Raw genomic sequence first — 20,308 nt, 5'->3', positions numbered from 1 at the left:
CCTTGACCACCATCGCCGTGATCCCCGGTGACGGCATCGGTCCCGAGGTGATCGAGCCGGCGCTGGACGTCCTCGACGCCCTCGGCCTCGGGACGCGTACGGACGTCCTGGACCACGTCAACGCGGAGACGTACCTGTGCACCGGAACCGCGCTGACCGGAGCCGACCTCGACCGGATCAGGTCCAGCCGGGCGGCGCTCCTCGGCGCGGTCGGGGACCCCCGGCTCAGCGACACCGCGTACGTGCGTACGGTCCTCACCACCCTGCGCCTCGAACTCGACCTCTACGTCAACTACCGGCCCGCCAGGCTCCTGCACGACAGGCTCAGTCCGCTGCGCGCCCCGGCCCGCCGGGCGATCGACTGCGTGATCGTCAGGGAGAACACCGAGGGGCTCTACAGCGGCATCGGCGGCGGTACGCGCACCGGGACCCCCCAGGAGATCGCCATCGACGTGGACCTCAGCACCCACCAAGGCGTCTCACGGGTGCTGGAGTTCGCGTTCTCCGTGGCGCGCAGGTCGGTGTGCCTCGTCGACAAGGCCAACGCCGTCCGCAACGGCGGACAGCTGTGGCAGCGGTGCTGGAGCGAGGCGGTCGCACGGCACCCGCACGTCGAGACGTCCCACCTCTACGTGGACACCGCCGCCCTGCGACTGGCCACCGATCCGACCGCCTTCGACGTCGTCGTCACCAACAACTCCTACGGCGACATCCTGAGCGACCTCACGGCCGCGCTGGCCGGCGGCCTCGGCGTGGCGGCGTCGGCGAACCTCAACCCCGTGACCGGACAAGGGCTCTTCGAGCCCGTGCACGGCAGCGCCCCGGACATCGCGGGTACCGGCACCGCCAACCCGTTCGGCGCGATCCTCTCCGTGGCCCTGCTGGTCGAGCACCTGGGCCGGACCGAGGAGGCGGACGCGGTCCGCCGGGCGGTCGCCGCGGCCGTCGCGGCGGGCCGTGTCACCCCCGACCTCGGCGGGTCCCTGGGTACGAAAGAGGCCGGCGCCGCGGTCCTGACGGAACTGCGGAGGCCATAGCGAGGTGCGGACGCGGACACGACCCGACAACCGCCGACGGAGCAACGGACGAGGGGCAAGAACGGTATGAACGGGAACGGCACGGACCGCACGGACGGGAACCCGGAGACCGTCATCGTGGGGGCCGGTCTGGTGGGCGTGGTCACGGCTCTCTACCTGGCGCCCCGCTTCGGACCGGTCACCCTGCTGGAGAAACGGGCGGACCCCAGGCGCAACTCCGGTGGACAAGGCCGGTCACTGGTCGTGATGCTGTCGGCGCGCGGCTGGCGCGCCCTGTCGGACCTGGGCGTCGCGGACGCCGTGCGCCGCATATGCGTTCCCCTGCACGGACGCCGCGCGCACCTGCCCGACGGCCGGACGCACGTGACCCCCTACAGCCGGGACGGACAGCCCATCTGGGCGGTGGAGCGCCGGCGGCTGCACCACATCCTGCTGGACGCCGCCGAGGCGACCCCCGGTGTGCACATCCGCTTCGGGCAGCGCGTGCGCTCGGTGGACCTGGACGAACCCGCCGTGGTGGTGGAGGACCGCCACGGTTCGCACCGGCTGACGTGCCGCCGGGTCCTCGGCTGCGATGGCGCGCACTCCGCCGCCCGGGCCGCCCTGGAGGCGCGCGGCACCCTGGCCGAGGTACGCACGCTGGACCTGGCCTACCAGGAGATCGACGTACCGGCCGGCCGGCTGGACCCGACCATCACGCACTACTGGCCCTCCGGGAAGGCGATGTTCGCCGCGCACCCCCTGCCGTCGGGGAAGCTCTCGGGCTCCTTGTTCATGCGCCTCGACGGCCCCGCCCCGTCCTACGCGGCGGCCCGCGGCGGCGAGGACCTGTACGAGATGTTCGCCGCCCACTTCCCCAAGCTGACCGGGATCATCCCCGACATCGCGGAACAGCTCGCCACCAAGGCCGTCTCGACCCTCACGGCCGTCCGCTGCGACCGATGGGTCTGGCGGGACACCTTCGCGCTGCTCGGTGATTCCTGTCATGCGATGGCGCCCTTCATGGGGCACGGCATGAACTGCGGCTTCGAGGACGCCCGGGTCCTCGTCGACTGCCTCGACGCCTCCGCGGACTGGGCGGCGGGCCTGGGCGCCTACGAGAAGTCGCGGACCGAGGACGCCGACGCGATCTCCCGGCTCTCCTACCGGCACTACTTCACGATGGCCGGCCCACCGCGCGAGGAGACCGCTGCGGAGGTGCTGCGCGGGCGGCTGACGGCGCTGTTCCCCGACCGGTTCGTTCCGCTGTACGAGCGGTGCGCCTTCACCGAGGAGAGCTACGCCTCCGTACTGCGTGACGACCAGCGTCTGGACCGGCTCGTGGCGGATCTGTTGGCCCGGTACGGCACCGAGCTGGTCTCGGCGCCCGACGACCGACTGCGCGCCTGCACCCCTTCCCCTCACCCGACCACCGCCACCCCGGAGGACTCCGAATGTTCGTGATCCTGTTCAAGTCGCGCCTGTCCGAGCAGGCCGGCGAGGACTACTACGCCACCGAGGAGCGGATGCAGGAGCGGGTCCGCGCCATTGCCGGGTCCGACCCGGTGGAGGTCAAGCACTACACCGGGGAGGACGGCGAACGTCTCGCCGTCATGATGTGGCAGGACGGGGAGACGCTGGACAAGTGGCGTTGCGACCCCGAGCACCAGGTGGCGCAGCGACTCGGCAGGAAACACTGGTACTCCTCCTACGAGTTGACCGTCGCCGAGGTGGTCCGGACCAGCGCGCACGACAACGAAAGCCCGGCCGCAGCGGCGGAGGGGCCGCGCTGACTGGCAGCGTACGGCCGTTGGAACGCGCGGACCTGTGACCGAAAGATGTCCGAGGGCGGTTTGAAGCGGGCCGGACGGACGTTGGCCGGGGCGGTTTGGCGGAGTTGTTTTCGGGTGTTGGCCTGTTCCTTTTCGATCTCTGGCGAACATCTTTCATGCCAGTTGTTCGAGCGCATGGGCCGCGACAAGTATCGGCACGGCGAGGCCGTTGACCGGGAAACCACTTTTTTGCTGGGGGCATCTGGATGGGTTGTACCGGCGTCACATCCGCGCAGGAAGCCATGTGGCTTGCGCAGGAATTCACTCCGGACGTACCGAACAACGTGGCGACTCTCTGGGACATCGACGGTGACCTGGACACCGCCCTGCTCGCCGCGGCCCTGCGGGCGGCGGTGGCGGAAGCCGACGCGCTGAAAGTGAACTTCCGCCGCGACGACCACGGGCTGCGGCCGGTCGCCCGGGACCTCGGGGCGTGGGAGCCGTTCCGCCTCGATGTCGGCGACGCCGCCGACCCCGCCGACGCGGCCCGCGCCGTCGTCGCCGATCTCGTCCGCCGGCCCTTCGACCTGACCGAGGACGCGCTGCTGCGGATCGGCTCGATCCGGCTGGGCCCCGGCCGCCACCTGCTCGTGCTCGTCTTCCACCACATCCTCACCGACGCGTTCGGCGTTCTCACCCTGTTGTCCCGGCGGATCGCCGAGATCTACCGCGCGCTGCGCGCCGGCTCCGCGTTGCCGGAGGGCGCCCCGAACCCGCCGGGGGACGCCGCGACGAAGGACGCCGCGTACCGGGAGTCGCAGCGGTTCGCCGACGCCGAGCGGTTCTGGCGCGACTACCTCGCCGAAGACCTGCCCGCCGCCCGTCTGCCCGCCGGTGTCCGTCCGGGCACCGACGCCCCCGCCGGCGGTCCCGGCTACTGGGACGGCCTCACCGCACCGCAGGGGATGGCCACCCGCACCGCGACGGTCCCGGCCGTCGAACTCGCCGCCTGGGAACACGCCTCCGCCGCGGCGAGCACCTCGGTGCCCGACCTGATCGCCTCGGCCGCCACCGCGTTCCTGGGGCACATGTGCGGTCTGTCCGAGCCGCTGCTGACCATCACCGTCAATCACCGCGTCGGCGCACTGCGCCGCTCCCTCGGCCTGCTCTCCAACCGGGTGCCGCTGCGCTCGCGGGTGGACCCCGCGGCCGACTTCGTGGAACTGGCCGAGGCGCTCGGCCGGGAGCGGCGCCGTGTCCTTCGCTACGCCCGGCACGACATATCCCTGATCAAACGGGCCACCGGCCACGCCGGCGACGTGCGCAGCCCGTTCGGCGCCGTCGTCAACGTGCTCCCCTCCGTCGAAGCACTCGACCTGGCGGGCGCCACAGCCCACTTCACCGGTGGCACCTTCGGCGTGATCGACGAGGTGATGGTCTGCGTCTACACCGACGGAAGGGCCGACAGCGACTTGTACGTCCGCTTCGACGCGCCACGCGCGGAGTACGACGCCCAGGACATCGCCGGGCTCGCCGAGCGGTTCGTGACGTTCCTGCGCCGGGCCCTCGCCGACCCGCACGCCCCCGTCGGGACCGTCTCCGCGCTGCACCCCGCCGAACGCCGCGCGCTGCTCACCGAGTACGCCGGACCCACGGTGACCCCACCGCCGGCGACCCTGACCGAACTGCTGGACCGACAGGCCCGCGCCACCCCGGACGCCGTCGCGGTGACCTTCGAGCACACCCGGCTGACCTACCGGGAACTGGCCGAGCGCTCCGGCCGGCTGGCCCGCCTGCTGACCGAGCGCGGCGCCGGGCCCGAGCGGTTCGTCGCGGTCGCCGTGCCCCGCTCCCTGGAACTGGTCGTCGCCCTGGTCGCGGTGCTCAGGGCGGGCGCCGCCTACGTCCCCGTCGACCCTGACTACCCGGCCGCGCGGGTCGAGTTCATGCTCGCCGACGCCGGGCCCGCGCTGCTGCTGACGGTCAAGGACACCGCGGACCGGCTGCCCAGGACGAACGTCCCCGTGGTCATGGTCGACGACGCCCCCCTCACCGAAGAGCCCGTCAGGTCCGCCCCGCACCGGGTCGACCACCCCGCGTACATGATCTACACGTCGGGATCGACCGGACGGCCCAAGGGCGCCGTCGTCACGCACGCGGCGATCGTCAACCGGCTGCTCTGGATGCAGGACCGCTTCCGGCTCGGCGGTTCCGACCGGGTCCTGCAGAAGACGTCCGCCTCGTTCGACGTGTCCGTCTGGGAGTTCTTCTGGCCGTTGATCACCGGCGCCACCCTGGTGGTCGCCCGTCCGGGCGGGCACCGCGACCCGGACTACCTCGCCGAGGTGATCCAGCGGGCCGGCGTCACGACGGCGCACTTCGTCCCGTCGATGCTGGCCGAGTTCGTCACCGAGGAGACGGCTGCCGCGTGCACCGGTCTGCGCCGCGTCGTGTGCAGCGGAGAGGCGCTGCCGCCCGAGCTGGCCGCGCGGTTCCACCGGACCTTCGGCGTGCCGCTGCACAACCTGTACGGCCCGACCGAGGCAGCCGTGGACGTCACGGCGTGGCAGTACCGGCCCGGGGCTCGGACGATACCGATCGGCACCCCGATCTGGAACACCGCGCTCTACGTCCTCGACAGCCGGCTGCGACCGCTGCCGCCCGGCGTCTTCGGCGACCTCTACATCGCGGGCGCCGGACTCGCCCGGGGCTACCACGACCGTCGGGCCCTGACCGCCGAGCGCTTCGTGGCCTGCCCGTTCGGAGAACCCGGGCAGCGCATGTACCGGACCGGCGACCTGGCGCGCTGGAACACCGACGGCGAACTGGAGTTCGCCGGCCGCGCCGACCACCAGGTGAAGATCCGCGGCTTCCGGGTCGAGCCGCAGGAGATAGAGGACACGCTGACCGACCACCCGGGAGTGCACAGGGCGGCCGTCGTCGCCCGGCCCGGCCGAGCCGCGGACGGAGCCGCGCAGCTCGTCGCCTACGTCGTCCCGGCCACCTCCGGCGGCAACGGCGGGACCGGCACCGAATGGGACCTGCACGCCGGTCTGGACCTCGCCGAACTGCGGGGCTTCGTCGCGGCCCGGCTGCCCGCCCACCTGGTGCCCGCCGCCTTCGTCGCGCTGGACCGGATGCCGTTGACCGCGAACGGCAAGCTGGACCGGGCCGGGCTGCCCGAGCCGGAGGTCACCGGCCGTGCCCACCGGCCGCCCCGGACCGGTGACGAGAGCCTCCTGGCCGCCGCGTTCGCCGAGGTGCTCGGCCTGAGCCACATCGGGATCGATGACGACTTCTTCACTCTGGGCGGCGACAGCATCCGGGCCATCCAGGTGGTGGGCCGCGCCCGCGCCGGCGGACTCGCGCTCACCCCGCGCACCGTGTTCGAGTGCCGCACCGTCGCCGCGCTCGCGCAGGCCGCGACCCGCGACACCGCACCGGTGGCCCTCGCCGAACTCGAGGGCGGGGGCGTCGGCCTGCTGCCGCTGCCCCCCATGGCCCGGCTGTACGCCGAGCGAGGCCCCTGCCTGGACCGCCTCGCCCAGTGGCTGGTATTGGAACTGCCCGCAGCCGTCGACCTCCCCGGCCTCACCGCGGCCGTGCGCGCCGTCCTCGACCGGCACGACGTCCTGCGCTCACGGCTGACGGACGACGGCCTGCTGGTGCGGCCACCCGGCACTCCGGACGTCGCCAGACTCGTCGACCGGTTCGACTGCCCGGGGGACTGGGACGGCGAGGCGTGGCAGACCCTGCTGCGAGCACAGGCCGCCGAGGCCGTACGGCACATCGACGCCCGGGCCGGGCGGATGCTCCGGCTGGTCTGGTTCCCGGGGGCCGCGGGCGAGCCCGGACGGCTGCTGGTCGTGGCCCACCACCTGGTCGTCGACGGCGTGTCCTGGCGGGTGCTGCTGCCCGACCTGGCCGCGGCCTGGCGCCAGGTCCAGGAAGGCCGGCCCCCCGCGCTGCCGCGAGTGGGCACCTCCCTGCGCCGATGGCTGCACGCCCTGGCCGACGAGGCGGCCCGCCCCGGACGGGTGGCGGAGGCGTCGTTGTGGCGCGACCTGCTCGCGGCACCCGTCGCACCCGTGGGCTCCCGGCCGCTCGACCCCGGGCGAGACCTCACCTCCACCACGGACACCGTCCGGGTGGAGCTCCCGGCCGACCTCACGGACGCGGTACTGACCTCCGTCCCCGCGGCCTACCGCAGCGGCGCGGACGACGTCCTGCTCACCGCCCTCGTCCTCGCGCTGGCCCGGGAACGGCGGGGCCTCACCGACGGCACGACGGTTGTACGGCTGGAAGGGCACGGCCGGCAGGAGGAGCTGGTGCCGGGCGCGGACCTGTCCCGCACGGCAGGCTGGTTCACCACGGTCACCCCCGTACGCATCGACGTCTCGGGGATCGACGTCGACGCCGCGATCACCGGAGGAGCCGCCGCCGGTGACGCCCTGAAGCGGGTGAAGGAGCAGCGGCGGGCCCTGCCCGACCAGGGCATCGGCTACACCCTGCTGCGCTACCTCAACGACGACACGGCGGCGCTGCTGAGCCCGTATCCGGCGGACGACATCGGATTCAACTTCCTGGGCCGTTTCTCCTTCGAACGCCCGGAGCCGGCGCCCGGCGAGGACCCCACTCGCGGCTCCGGATGGACCCCGGCGCCCGAATGCGCCGAGTTGGTCGCCGCACCCGCCGCGGACATGCCGGCGCCCAGCGCGCTCGAACTGAACGCCCTGGTGACCGGCACCGGCGACGACGCTCGCCTCACCGCTCTGTTCACCTTCGCCACCGGAGTGCTGACCGCCGACGAGGTCCGCGCCCTGGCCGGCACCTGGTGCGCCGCACTGCGCGGCCTGCGGAGCCTGGTCGCGTCCGGCGGGCGGGGACTGACCCCGTCCGACGTCCCCATGGCCACCGTCGGCCAGGAGGAACTGGACGACTGGCAACAGCACTTCGGGCGCGTCAGCGACGTATGGCCGCTCACGCCGTTGCAGGACGGGCTGCTGTATCACACGATGCTCGCGCAGAGCGCGTCCGAGGCGTACCAGACGCAGTTCGTGTTCCGGCTGGAAGGCGCGGTGGACCCGGCGCGCCTGCGGGCCGCGGGCCAGGCCCTGCTCGACCGGCACCCGAACCTGCGGGTCGCGTTCCGGCCGAGCGCCACCGGTGAGCCCGTGCAGGTCGTCGTGGACGACGTCCCGCTGCCCTGGCGGCACCTCGACCTCACCGGCGAGGCCGACGCTGCCACCCGGCTGGAGGAGATCCTCGCCGAGGAGCGGGACACCCGCTTCCGCCCCGAGAGCCCGCCGCTGCTGCGCCTGACCCTCGTCACGCTCGGCCCCCGACACGCCGAACTGGCCCTCACCGCCCACCACGTGCTGCTCGACGGCTGGTCGGTGCCGCTCGTCGAGCGTGAGCTGATGCAGCTGTACGGGGCCGACGCAGTCGACACCGCGCCTGCGCGCCCGCACGGCTACCGGGACTTCCTGAGCTGGCTGTCACGGCAGGACACGGCAAGCTCCGCCCGCGCGTGGGCCGAGGAACTCGCCGGTGTGGCCGAGCCGACCCTGCTGGCGCCCACGACGCCCGGGGCCCGGCCGGCCGGCAGCGGCAGCGGGCAGATCGACGTGCCGCTCACCGGCGAGGACACCACCATGCTGGCGCGCCGAGCCGCGGAGTGGGGCGTCACCCCCAACACCCTGGTGCAGGGCGCGTGGGCCATGGTGCTCGCGCAGCTCACCGGCCGCGAGGACGTGCTGTTCGGCGCCACGGTCGCGGGCCGGCCCTCCGGGCTGCCCGGCGCGGACACCATGATCGGCCTGTTCATCAACACGGTTCCCGTGCGGGTGCGCTGCACGCCGGCCGACCCGGTCCAGGAGGTACTCGGCCGGCTCCAGGACGCCCAGGCGAGGCTGTTGGACCATCACCATCTGGGGCTCGCCGACATCCAGCGGGCGACCGGGCTGAACGCGCTGTTCGACACGCTGGTGGTGTTCGAGTCGTTCCCCGTCGACCGGTCCGGCCGCTCGGCGGCGGGCGCGTCGGCGCGACCGGTGGTGACCGGTATCCGCCCGTACGCCCCGCCGCACTACCCGCTCACCGTGATCGCGGCGGCCGACCCGCTGTTGCGGATCTCCTTCCAGTACCGGCGCAACGCGTTCGAGCGGACCGCAGTGGAGGCGCTCGCCGACCGGCTGGTGCGGGTGCTGCGGCAGATCGCCGCCGGTCCGCGGACCACCGTCGGCGCGCTCGACGTGCTGTCCGACGCCGAACGTGACCAGGTGCTGCACGGCTGGAACGACACCACGGTCCCGCCCCCCGAGCGGACCGTCCCCGAGCTGATCGCGGCGCGGGCGGCGGCGACGCCGGACACGGTCTGCGTCGAGTTCCGCGGGCACCGGCTGACCTACCGGGAGCTGGACGAACGGGCCGGCCGGCTGGCGCACTGGCTGACCGGGCAGGGCGTGGGCCCGGAGTCCCGGGTCGTGGTGCTGCTGCCCCGCTCGGCCGACCTGGTGGTGGCCCTGCTGGCCGTGTTGAAGACCGGCGGCACGTATGTGCCGGTGGACCCGGAGTATCCCGCCGCCCGGGTGCGGGCAGTGGTCGAGGACAGCGCACCGGTGCTGGTCCTCGACGAGGAACGGCTGGCCGGGGTGGACCTGTCCGACCGGTCCCCACACCCTGTCCACGGCCCGCGCGTTCCGGTCGGCGCCGACCACGCCGCCTACGTCATCTACACCTCCGGCTCCACTGGCACGCCCAAGGGCGTGGTGGTCCGGCACGGTGCGCTGGCGATCCTGTTGACCGGTATGCAGGATCGATTCTCCTTCACGCCGGACGACCGGCTGCTGGCCTGCGCCACCGTCGCGTTCGACATCGCCGCGCTGGAACTCTTCCTGCCCCTGCTCGCCGGCGGCCGGGTGGTACTGGCCGGCAAGGACGACATCACCCAGCCGACGGCACTGCTCGACCTCGTCGAACGGTCCGGCGTCACCGTCATGCAGGCCACCCCCGCGCTCTGGCAGAGCCTGGTCACCCACGCGCCGGACTGTCTGACCGGGCTGCGGGTGATCTCCACCGGCGAGGCCCTGCCCCTGGCGCTCGCCGAAACCCTGTGCCGGCACGCCGCCGAGGTCACCAACCTCTACGGCCCGACCGAGACCACCGTCTACGCCACCGCCGCCCGTCTGCTCCCCGGCCACCGCGGCATGCCTCCCTCGGTCGGCGGCCCGGTCGCCGGCACCCGGATCCTCGTACTGGACCGGACACTGCGCCCGGTGCCGCCCGGCGCTGCCGGTGACCTCTGGATCGCCGGCGAGGGCCTGGCCCGCGGCTACCACGACCGGCCGGGCATGACCGCGGAGCGGTTCGTGGCCTGCCCGTTCGGGCCACCGGGCACGCGGATGTACCGCAGCGGAGACCTCGCCCGCTGGACGGTCACGGGTGAGGTGGAGTACCTCGGCCGCTCCGACCACCAGATCAAACTGCGCGGCTTCCGGATCGAGCCCGCCGAGATCGAGCACACCCTGGCCCGCCACCCCGCGGTCCGCCGGGCTGTCGTCATCGCCCGTGAGGACCGGCCGGGCGACCGCCGGCTGGTGGCGTACGTGGTCCCGGAGACCGGCACCGAGCCGCCCACCACGGAACTCCTGCGGGAGGCGGCCGGAGAGCGGCTGCCGGCCTACATGATCCCGGCCGCGTTCGTGGCGCTCACGGAACTGCCGCTGACGCCCAACGGCAAACTCGACCGTTCCGCCCTGCCCCGCCCGGAGTTCGGCGGGGACGAGTACCGAGCTCCGCGCTCGCCCCGGGAACAGACGCTGTGCGCGCTGTTCGCCGAGGTCCTGGGCGCCGAGCGGATCGGTCTCGACGACGACTTCTTCGTCCTGGGCGGCCATTCACTGATGGCCACCCGACTCGTGGCCCGGGTACGCGCCGAAATGGGCGTGGAAATCCCGATGCGCGTCCTGTTCACTGCCCCGACCGTCGCCGAACTCACCGACCGCTGGAACGAGATGTCGGCCTCCACCCGAATGCCGCTGCGGAGAATGACCGAAAGGTAGGAAACACCATGACCCCCCTATCGTACGCGCAGCGGCGAATGTGGTTCATCAACCGCTTCGAAGGCCCTTCCTCCACCTATAACATCCCGCTGCTTCTGCGTTGCCACGGCCCGCTCGACACGGTCGCGCTGCGGGCGGCGTTCCGTGACGTGATGATCCGCCACGAGGTCCTGCGTACCGTCTTCGCGGAGACCGACGGCCAGCCGTACCAGCGCGTCCTCGACCCTGACGAGATCGAACTGCCCTGGCAGGACTGGGGCCGGGTGGCCCCCGAGCGGATACCCGGCGTGGTGGCGTCGGTGAGCGGCAGCTGGATCGACCTGTCGACGGACGTGCCGCTGCGCGGCTGCGTCCTCCAGAGCGGCGACGAGGAATTCCTGGTCGTCCTGGTGATCCACCACATCGCCGGCGACGGCGGCTCGCTGGCTCCGCTGGCACGTGACGTGTCGACGGCCTACCGGGCCCGGGTGACCGGCACGGCACCGGACTGGTCCGAACTGCCCGTGCAGTACTCGGACTACGCGCTGTGGCAGCACGAAATGCTGGGTGACGAAAAGGATCCGGACAGCGTTGTCGCGGTGCAGAGCGCCTATTGGCGCGAGGAACTGGCTGGTGTGTCCAAGCCTCTTCCTCTGCCCCTGGACCGGCCCCGTCCCGAGGTGGCGAGTTTCCGGGGCGGATCGGTTCCGGTGGGGTTGCCCGCCGAACTGCGCGCCGGGGTCGAAAGGTTGGCTCAAACCCATGGCGTCACGACGTCGATCGTGCTTCAGGCCGCCTTGGTGACGTTGCTGCATCGGCTGGGAGGAGGCAAGGATGTGACCGTCGGCTCGCCGATCGCGGGCCGTACGGAGGAGGCACTGAATGAACTCGTGGGGTTCTTCGTCAATACCTGGACGCTGCGCGTGCAGGTGACCGCGGACCAGCCTTTCGAGTGGGTGCTGGAACAGGTACGGAAGAAGGCGCTTGCCGCCTATGACCATCAGGACGTGCCGTTCGAGCGGCTCGTAGAGCTGTTGCGGCCGGAACGGTCGACCGCGCACCACCCCCTGTTCCAGGTCGTGCTGGCGTGGCAGAACAACACCCCGCCGCACCTGGACCTGCCGGGTCTCACCGTGACGATGGAACCGCTGCCCACCGGCAGCGCAAAGTTCGACCTGTTCTTCAACCTGGCGCCGGACGAGTCCACCGGCTCCGTCGTCGGTGAGATCGAGTACGCCACCGACCTCTTCGACCGCTCCACGGTGGAGGAGATCGCGGCACGGTTCGTGGCCGTCGTCGAGGAGGTCGCGGCCGACCCGAGGACCCCCGTCGGCGCAGCAGCCGAGGCCGGGCCCGGCCGGTCCGGCGGCACTCTCGACGCCGCCGAACGCCAGAAGATCCTCGTCGAGTGGAACGACACCGCCCGCCCGTTCTATTGCCCTGGACCTGTCCACCTGCTCTTCGAGGAGCAGGCCGCACGCCGCCCGGACGCCACCGCCCTGCGCTGGGCCGGCGGCACCATGACCTACGGCGAGCTGAACCGGTGGGCGAACCGCGTCGCCTGGGACCTCAAGGAACGCGGCGTCGGCCCGGAGACCGTCGTCGGCGTCGGCGTCCCCCGCGGCCCGGTCATGATCGCCGCCGTCCTGGGCGTGCTCAAGGCCGGCGGCGCCTACCTGCCGCTCGAACCGGCGCTGCCCGCCGACCGCGTGGCCGGCATGCTCGCCGACGCCGGGTGCTCCCTCGTGCTGTCCACGCCGGAGACCGAACGCTGGGCCCTGCCGGACGGCGTCGGCCTCGTCGAGCTCACCGACGCCCGGTCGCCCGGCCCCGACCACGATCCGGAACCGGCCGCGGGCCCGGACAACACGGCGTACATCATCTTCACCTCCGGCAGCACCGGGAAGCCGAAGGGCGTCGCGGTCACCCACCGCCCGGTCCACAACCTGCTCGACTGGTGCTACCGCACTTTCGCGTTCGGCCCCGACGACGTCGCCCTGTGCGTCACCTCGCTCGGCTTCGACCTCTCCGTCTTCGACGTCTTCGGCCTGCTCGGCTGCGGCGGCGGCGTCTACATCGCGGACGCCGTCCAGCAGCGCGACCCCCAGCTGCTCCTGGACGTCCTGCTCACGGAACCGATCACCTTCTGGGACTCGGTGCCCACCACCCTCAACCAGGTCGCCTCCCTGCTCACGGAGGACGGCGGGTACGAGGGCACCGACGACCTGCGCCTGGTGTTCCTCTCCGGCGACTACACTCCGCTGTCGCTGCCCGACGAGGTTCGCCGGGTGTTCACCGGCGCGGAGATCGTCAGCCTCGGCGGTGCCACCGAGGCGACGGTGTGGTCCAACTACTTCCGGGTCCGGGAGATCGACCCGGCCTGGCGCAGCATCCCGTACGGCCGTCCCATCGACAACGCCCGCTACTACGTGCTCGACGAGAACATGGAGCCGTGCCCCGTCGGCGTCGAGGGCGACCTGTACATCGGCGGGGACTGCCTCTGCGTCGGCTACGTCAACCGGCCCGAGCTGACCGCGGAACGATTCGTCCGCGACCCGTTCAGCGCGCGTGAGGGCGACCGGCTGTACCGCACCGGCGACCGCGCCAGCTTCTTCCCGGACGGCAACATCTGCTTCCTCGGCCGCGCCGACAACCAGGTCAAGCTGCGCGGATTCCGCGTCGAGCCCGGCGAGATCGAACACACCCTGGTCCGGCACCCGGCCGTCCGCCAGGCCATCGTCACCGCCCGCGAGGACCGGCCCGGCGACCTGCGGCTGGTCGCCTACGTCGTCCCGGACACCGGCGCCCTGCGGCCCGACGGCGACGCCGTCGAACAGGTGGGGGAGTGGCAGGAGGTCTACGACCAGGCTTATTCCCACGACAACGGACACGGATTCGGTGAGGACTTCACCGGCTGGAACAGCTCCTTCACCGGCGAGCCGATCCCGCTCGACGAGATGCGGGACTGGCGCGACGCCGCCGTGGAACGCGTCCTGCGCTGGTCGCCCGAGCGCGTCCTCGAAATCGGCGTCGGCACCGGACTCCTGCTCGCGCACATCGCCGGCCGGGTGGAGGAGTACTGGGCCACCGACTTCTCCCAGGCCGTGATCGACCGGCTCGGCGACCAGGTGACCCGGGCCGGCCTGGCCGACCGGGTCCGGCTGGGCCGCCAGGCCGCCGACGACCTCACCGGACTGCCCCGGGGCACGTTCGACACCGTGGTGCTCAACTCGGTCGTGCAGTACTTCCCCGACGAGCGGTACCTCGCCCGGGTCCTGGACGGCGCCTGGGAGCTGCTCGCGCCGGGCGGCCGGATCGTCCTCGGCGACATCCGGCGGGCGTCCTCCCTGCGCACGCTCCAGACGGGCGTCCAGCGGACGAAGCACCCCGATGCGGCGCCGGACGTACTGCGCACCACGGTCGACCAGGCCGTCCTGCTGGAGAAGGAACTGGTGGTCGACCCCGAGTGGTTCCTGCGCTGGGCAGACCGGGCAGGGGCGACAGGTGCCGACATCCGCGCCAAGAACGGCATCCACCACAACGAGCTGACCCGGCACCGCTACGAGGTCGTGCTGCACAAGCCTGGCACGGCACCGGCGGACGCCCCGCGACGGCTCGACGCCGCCCCCACCCTGGCCTGGGAGGGCGACCTCGGCCAACTCGCCGACCGGTTACGTGGCCGGTCCGAGCCGGCGGTGCGGATCACCGGAATCCCGAACGCCCGCCTCACCGAGGAGGCCGCGGCGGCCCGGGCCCTCGGCCTCGACGACTCCGCGGCGCCCGGACTGCCCCCGCTCGACCCCCCCGAGATCCGCGCCTGGGCCGCCCGGCACGGCTGGGACGCGGTGCCGACCTGGTCGGCCGACGCCGTCGACCTGCTCGACGTGATCGTGCTGCGCGACGGCCCGGCCGCCGGCACCACCCTCACCGGCACGTACCTGCCGGCCACCGACGGACGCACCCCGGCGAACGACCCCGCGGCCGCCGCCGCCGTCACGGCGCTGCTGCCGGCCCTGCGCGGCCATCTGCGGGAGACCCTGCCCGAGTACATGGTCCCGGCCGTCATCGTGCCCATCGCCGCCGTGCCGCTGACCGACAACGGCAAGCCCGACCGGCGCGCCCTGCCCGTGCCCGACTACGCGGCCGGCGGCGGCCGGGCCCCCTCCACCCCGGAGGAGGAGTCGCTGTGCGCGCTGTTCGCAGCGGTACTCGGACTCGACAAGGTCGGCGTGGACGACAACTTCTTCACCGTCGGCGGCCACTCGCTCCTGGCCACCCGGCTGGTCAGCCGTATCCGTGCCGAGCACGGTGTGGAGATCCCCATCCGGGTCGTCTTCCAGTCGCCCACCGTCGCCGAACTGGCGGCCCACCTGAACACCCTGAGCAACGTCCGCCCGCCGCTCCGTCCCCAGGTCCGGCCCGAACGGCTGCCGCTGTCTTACGCCCAGCAGCGGCTGTGGTTCATCCACCGCTTCGAGGGACCCTCGGCGACCTACAACGTCACGCTGGCTCTGCGCATGCGCGGTGAACTCGACGCGGCGGCCCTGCGCCGCGCCGTGCACGACGTCGTCGTGCGGCACGAATCGCTGCGCACCGTCTTCGGCGAGGCGGACGGACAGCCGTACCAGCGCATCCTGGAGCCGGCCGTGGCCGAGGTCCCGTGGGAGGAGCGCGAGATCACCGAGGCCGAGCTGCCCGGCGCCCTGCGGGAGGCGGCGCGCCGCCCGTTCGACCTGGCGGCCGAGATCCCCATCCGCTCCTGGCTGCTGCGGACCGGCGAGCGCGAGGCGGTGTTCCTGATCGGCGCACACCACATCGCCGCCGACGGCTGGTCCGCCGTCCCGCTGGCCCAGGACCTCACCACCGCGTACGAGGCCCGCCGCGCGGGCCGGGCGCCCGAGTGGGAGCCGCTTCCCGTGCAGTACGCCGACTACACCCTCTGGCAGCGGGAACTGCTGGGCGACACCGACACCCCGGGCAGCCTCTACCGGCGGCAGCTGGACTACTGGACCACCCAGCTGGCCGGCCTGCCCGAGACCGTCTCGCCGCCCGCCGACCGGCCCCGGCCCGCCGCCGCGTCGTACGCCGGCGACCTGGTGCCGCTCGCACTCGACCCGCAGCTCACCGACGGCGTGCGCAGGCTGGCCCGGGAGACCGGTGCCACGGTGTCGATGGTGCTCCAGGCCGCCCTTGCCGCGCTGCTCACCAGGCTCGGCGCGGGCACGGACGTGTCGATCGGCTCGCCCATCGCCGGACGCACCGACGAGGCGCTCAACCGGTTGGTCGGCTTCTTCGTCAACACATGGGTGCTGCGCGCTGACACCTCGGGCGACCCCTCCTTCACCGAGCTCGTCGGCCGCGTCCGCGAGAGCAGCCTCGCCGCCTACGACCACCAGGACATCCCCTTCGAGCACCTGGTCGAGAAGCTCAACCCGGTCCGCTCGCCCGCCCACCACCCGCTGTTCCAGGTGTGCCTGGCGCTCCAGAACAACGCGCGGCCGGAGTTCCACCTGGCGGGCCTGACCGTGACCGAGGAGCCGTTCTCCCCGGGCACCTCCCGCTTCGACCTGTTCATCAGCGTCACCGAACAGGACGAGGACGGCGCGCCGGCCCGCATCGAGGGCTTCGCGGAGTACGCCACCGAGCTGTTCGACGCCGGGACGGTCAGCACGCTGCTCGACCGCTGGCTGCACTTCCTGCGCCAGGTGATCGCCGCGCCGCAGACGCCCATCGGATCCGTCGGCGTCCTGGCCGAGCACGAGCGCGCGGCGATCGGCGGCTGGGGCGGCGGAGGCCGGGACGCCCGGTTCGAGGCCGGCACCCTTTCCGAGCGGTTCGCCGCCACGGCCGCGGCGACCCCGGACGCGACCGCGCTGGTCTCCGCGGACGGCACGCACGCCTGGACCTACGCCGAACTGGACCGCTGGGCCAACCGCATCGCCCACCACTTCCGGGCCCGCGGCGCCCGCCCGGACAGCCGCGTCGCGCTCGTGCTGGAACGCTCGCCGCTGCTGGTCGCCGCCGTCCTCGGCGTCCTCAAGACCGGCGCCGCCTACGTGCCGGTCGACCCCACCTACCCGCCCGAGCGCATCGACTTCCTGCTCGCGGATCTCGCCCCGGCCGTCACCGTGTACGAGGACCTCGCCGAGGAGGATCTCGACGGGCTGCCCGACTCGCCGCCCGGGACGGAGGGCGTCGGCGAGCACGCTGTCGCCTACGTGATGTACACCTCGGGTTCCACCGGCCGCCCCAAGGGCGTGGAGGTGACCCACCGTAACGTCGTCGACCTCGCGCTCGACGGCTGCTTCGGCACCGGCGCCCACCACCGCGTCCTCCTCCACTCGCCGCACACCTTCGACGCGTCGACGTACGAGATGTGGGTGCCGCTGCTCGGCGGCGGCACGGCCGTGGTGGCTCGCGCCGGCCGACCGGACACCGCGGAACTCGCCCGGGTGATCACCGAGCGGGAGGTGACGGGGCTGTGGCTGACCGCCGGACTGTTCGCCGTGATGGCCGAACAGCACGCCGAGTGCTTCGGCGCCGTCCAGGAGGTGTGGGCGGGCGGCGACGTCCTCTCGCCGACCGCCGTCCGCGCGGTGCTCGACGCCTGTCCCGGCGTCACCGTGGTCAACGGCTACGGCCCGACCGAGACCACCACGTTCGCCTCCCGGCACCGGGTGGCCTCCGCGGCCCAGTGCACCGACCCGCTGCCCATCGGCAGCCCGATGGACGGCAGCAGGCTCCTCGTCCTGGACGACCGGCTGCTGCCGGTGCCGCCCGGCGTGGTGGGCGAGCTGTACATCGGCGGCGACGGCGTGGCGCGCGGATACGCGGGCCGGCCGGGCCTGACCGCCACCCGGTTCGTGCCCGACCCGTCCGGACAGCCCGGGGCGCGGATGTACCGCACCGGCGACCTGGTGCGCTGGAACACCGCCGGCTGCCTTCAGTACATCAGCCGCAGCGACGAGCAGATCAAGCTGCGCGGCTTCCGCGTCGAGCCGGGCGAGCTGGAAACGGTCCTGCGCGAAGAGGACGGCGTGGCGAACGCGGTGGTCACCGTGCGCCAGGACCGGCTCGGTGAACGCCGCATGGTCGCCTACGTGGTGCCCGACGGTTCCGTGTCCACGGGCCGCGACGCCGCCGAACAGGTCGGCGAGTGGCGCGAGATCTACGACACCATGTACGGCGGGACGGAGGTCGACACCGACGAGTCCGAGGACTTCACCGGCTGGAACAGCTCCTACACGAGCCGCCCCATCCCGCTCCCGGAGATGCGGGCCTGGCGGGAGGCCGTGCTGCGACGGGTACGGTCCCTGCACCCGCGCCGGGTGCTGGAGATCGGTGTGGGCTCCGGCCTGCTGCTCGGCCCGCTCGCACCGGAGGCCGAGGAGTACTGGGGCACCGACTTCTCGGCGCCCGTCGTCGAACGGCTGCGCGCCCGGACCGGCGCCGACCCGGTGCTGTCGGACAAGGTGACCCTGCGCTGCCAGCCCGCCGACGACGCCGAGGGGCTGCCCACCGGGTACTTCGACACGGTGATCCTCAACTCGGTCGTGCAGTACTTTCCGGACGCCGACTACCTCACCCGGGTGCTCGACCTCGCGATGGACCGGCTCGCACCCGGCGGACGTGTCGTGATCGGTGACGTCCGCAATTACCGCACCCTGCGCACGTTCGCCGCCGCCGTCCACCGCTGCCGTCAACCCGACGACGGCCCGGCCGCCGTACAGGCCGCCGTCGAGCGCGCGGTGCTCGGCGAGAAGGAACTCGTCGTCGACCCGGGCTTCTTCAGCCGCTGGGCCGAGACCCGGCCGGACGCCGTCGCCGCCGACATCCGCCTCAAGCAGGGCACCCACCACAACGAGCTGACCCGCCACCGCTACGAGGTCGTACTGCACAAGGCGCCCGCGAGGCCACTGCACCTCGGCGACCTGCCTGAGGAGGTCTGGGGAGCGGAGGTCCGCGAACTGGCCGACCTGGAGAACGCGCTGGCCCGGCAGGGCGGCCGGCTGCGCCTGACCCGTATCCCCAACACCCGCCTGGCCGGCGAGGCCGCAGAGTGGGGCGCCCCCGCAGAAGTGGGCGGCACCCTCGACCCCGCCGACCTGGAGGCATGGGGCGCCCGGCGCGGGCTCGCGGTGTACTGCACCTGGTCGGCACAGGCGGGTGACTGCTTCGAAGCGATCGTCATGCCCGACGTCGACGCCGTCTGCTGCGACGGCGTCTACCGGCCCGCCGGCGTCAGCTCGGCCCGGCTGGCAAACGTGCCCGCGGTCTCCCGCCGCGTCTCCCGGCTGCCCTCCCTGCTGCGCGAGCGGCTCGCAGGCCGGCTCCCGGAGTTCATGATGCCCGCCGACATCGTCGTCCTCGACCGGCTGCCGCTCACCGAGAACGGCAAGGTGGACCGTGCCGCGCTCCCCGAGCCGGACCCGGTCGGCGGCGAACACCGGGCCCCGCGCACCCCGCGCGAGGAGGAACTCGCCGCGCTCTTCGCCGAGGTGCTGGGCATGGACCGGATCGGCATCGACGACGACTTCTTCGCCTGCGGCGGCCACTCCCTGCGGCTGACGCGCCTCGTCTGGCGGATCCACGAGAAGCTGGGCGTGGACGTCCCGATCCGCACGGTCTTCCAGTACCCGACCGTAGCCGCACTGGCGGCACAGCTGTCGGCCGACACCGAGGCCGACTTCGAGGACCCGTTCGCCGTCCTGCTGCCGATCCGCACCGAGGGGCACCGGCCCCCGCTGTGGTGGCTGCACCCGGGTGGCGGGCTGAGCTGGCCCTACCTGGGATTCGCCCGCCACGTCGAACCGTCCTGGCCGCTGTACGGCATCCAGGCACGCGGCTTCGACGGCACCACCCCGCCGGCCGGCTCCATCGAGGAGATGGTCGAGGACTATCTCGGGCAGGTGCTCCAGGTCCAGCCGAGCGGCCCCTACCACCTGTTGGGCTGGTCCTTCGGCGGCACCCTCGCGCACGCCATGGCGGCCGAACTCCAGCGCCGCGGACACGAGGTGGCACTCCTGGCGCTGCTGGACGCCGCGCCCTCCAGCCACTTCGCCGACCTGGAAGCGCTGGACGAGGCCATGGTCCGCCGCTACCTCGCCAACTACATGGGACACCTGGCGGGGATGGAGGAGTACCCGTCGCTGGTCACCACCGCCTCCTCGATCTTCATCGGACAGATGGAGCAGATGCGACGGTTCACCTCACCGCGGTACCGCGGTGACGTCGTCTTCTTCAACGCACTTCTCGACCCGGAGACCCACGACAAGCGGGAACTGGACGAGGAACTGGACGTGCTCTGGCAGGAGCACGTCGACGGTCGTGTGCAGCGCATCGACATCGCCTGCGCTCACAACGAGATGTACTGGCCGCGGAACGCGGCTGAGATCAGCCGCGCGATCAACCGGTATCTGCGGGCAGCGCAGTGACCCTGTTCGAAGCCCCAACTGGTGGAACGAGTTCTGGAGGACAC

5 protein-coding genes are annotated in these 20,308 nt (G+C 72.7%); all 5 read left to right on the top strand.

Annotated features, from left to right (window positions below; genetic code table 11):
• Window positions 1–2 precede the first annotated feature (2 nt).
• Window positions 3–1,037, top strand: a complete 1,035-nt coding sequence (locus ACFYMM_RS15465) for an isocitrate/isopropylmalate dehydrogenase family protein (RefSeq protein WP_388386443.1) — start codon at window positions 3–5, stop codon at window positions 1,035–1,037.
• A gap of 66 nt (window positions 1,038–1,103) precedes the next feature.
• The gene (locus ACFYMM_RS15460; protein ID WP_388386441.1) at window positions 1,104–2,480 is read left to right on the top strand and encodes an FAD-dependent oxidoreductase; all 1,377 of its coding nucleotides are present in this window, start codon (window positions 1,104–1,106) and stop codon (window positions 2,478–2,480) included.
• Window positions 2,471–2,809: an antibiotic biosynthesis monooxygenase gene (locus ACFYMM_RS15455; protein ID WP_351126152.1), complete on the top strand. Its 339-nt coding sequence runs from the start codon at window positions 2,471–2,473 to the stop codon at window positions 2,807–2,809. The genes ACFYMM_RS15460 and ACFYMM_RS15455 overlap by 10 nt, the downstream gene beginning before the upstream one ends.
• Before the next feature lie 245 nt (window positions 2,810–3,054).
• On the top strand, window positions 3,055–10,851 hold the full coding sequence (locus tag ACFYMM_RS15450; protein ID WP_388386439.1) for an amino acid adenylation domain-containing protein: 7,797 nt from the start codon (window positions 3,055–3,057) through the stop codon (window positions 10,849–10,851).
• A gap of 8 nt (window positions 10,852–10,859) precedes the next feature.
• Window positions 10,860–20,264 carry an amino acid adenylation domain-containing protein gene (locus tag ACFYMM_RS15445; protein WP_388386437.1) on the top strand — a complete coding sequence of 3,135 codons (9,405 nt, stop codon included), beginning with the start codon at window positions 10,860–10,862 and terminating at the stop codon, window positions 20,262–20,264.
• Window positions 20,265–20,308 lie beyond the last annotated feature (44 nt).

Origin of the sequence: Streptomyces sp. NPDC006739 (assembly GCF_042869815.1) — a bacterium.
Lineage (GTDB): Bacteria > Actinomycetota > Actinomycetes > Streptomycetales > Streptomycetaceae > Streptomyces.
The sequence above is the reverse complement of the archived record's forward strand: the minus strand, read 5'-3'. Positions and strand labels throughout refer to the sequence as shown.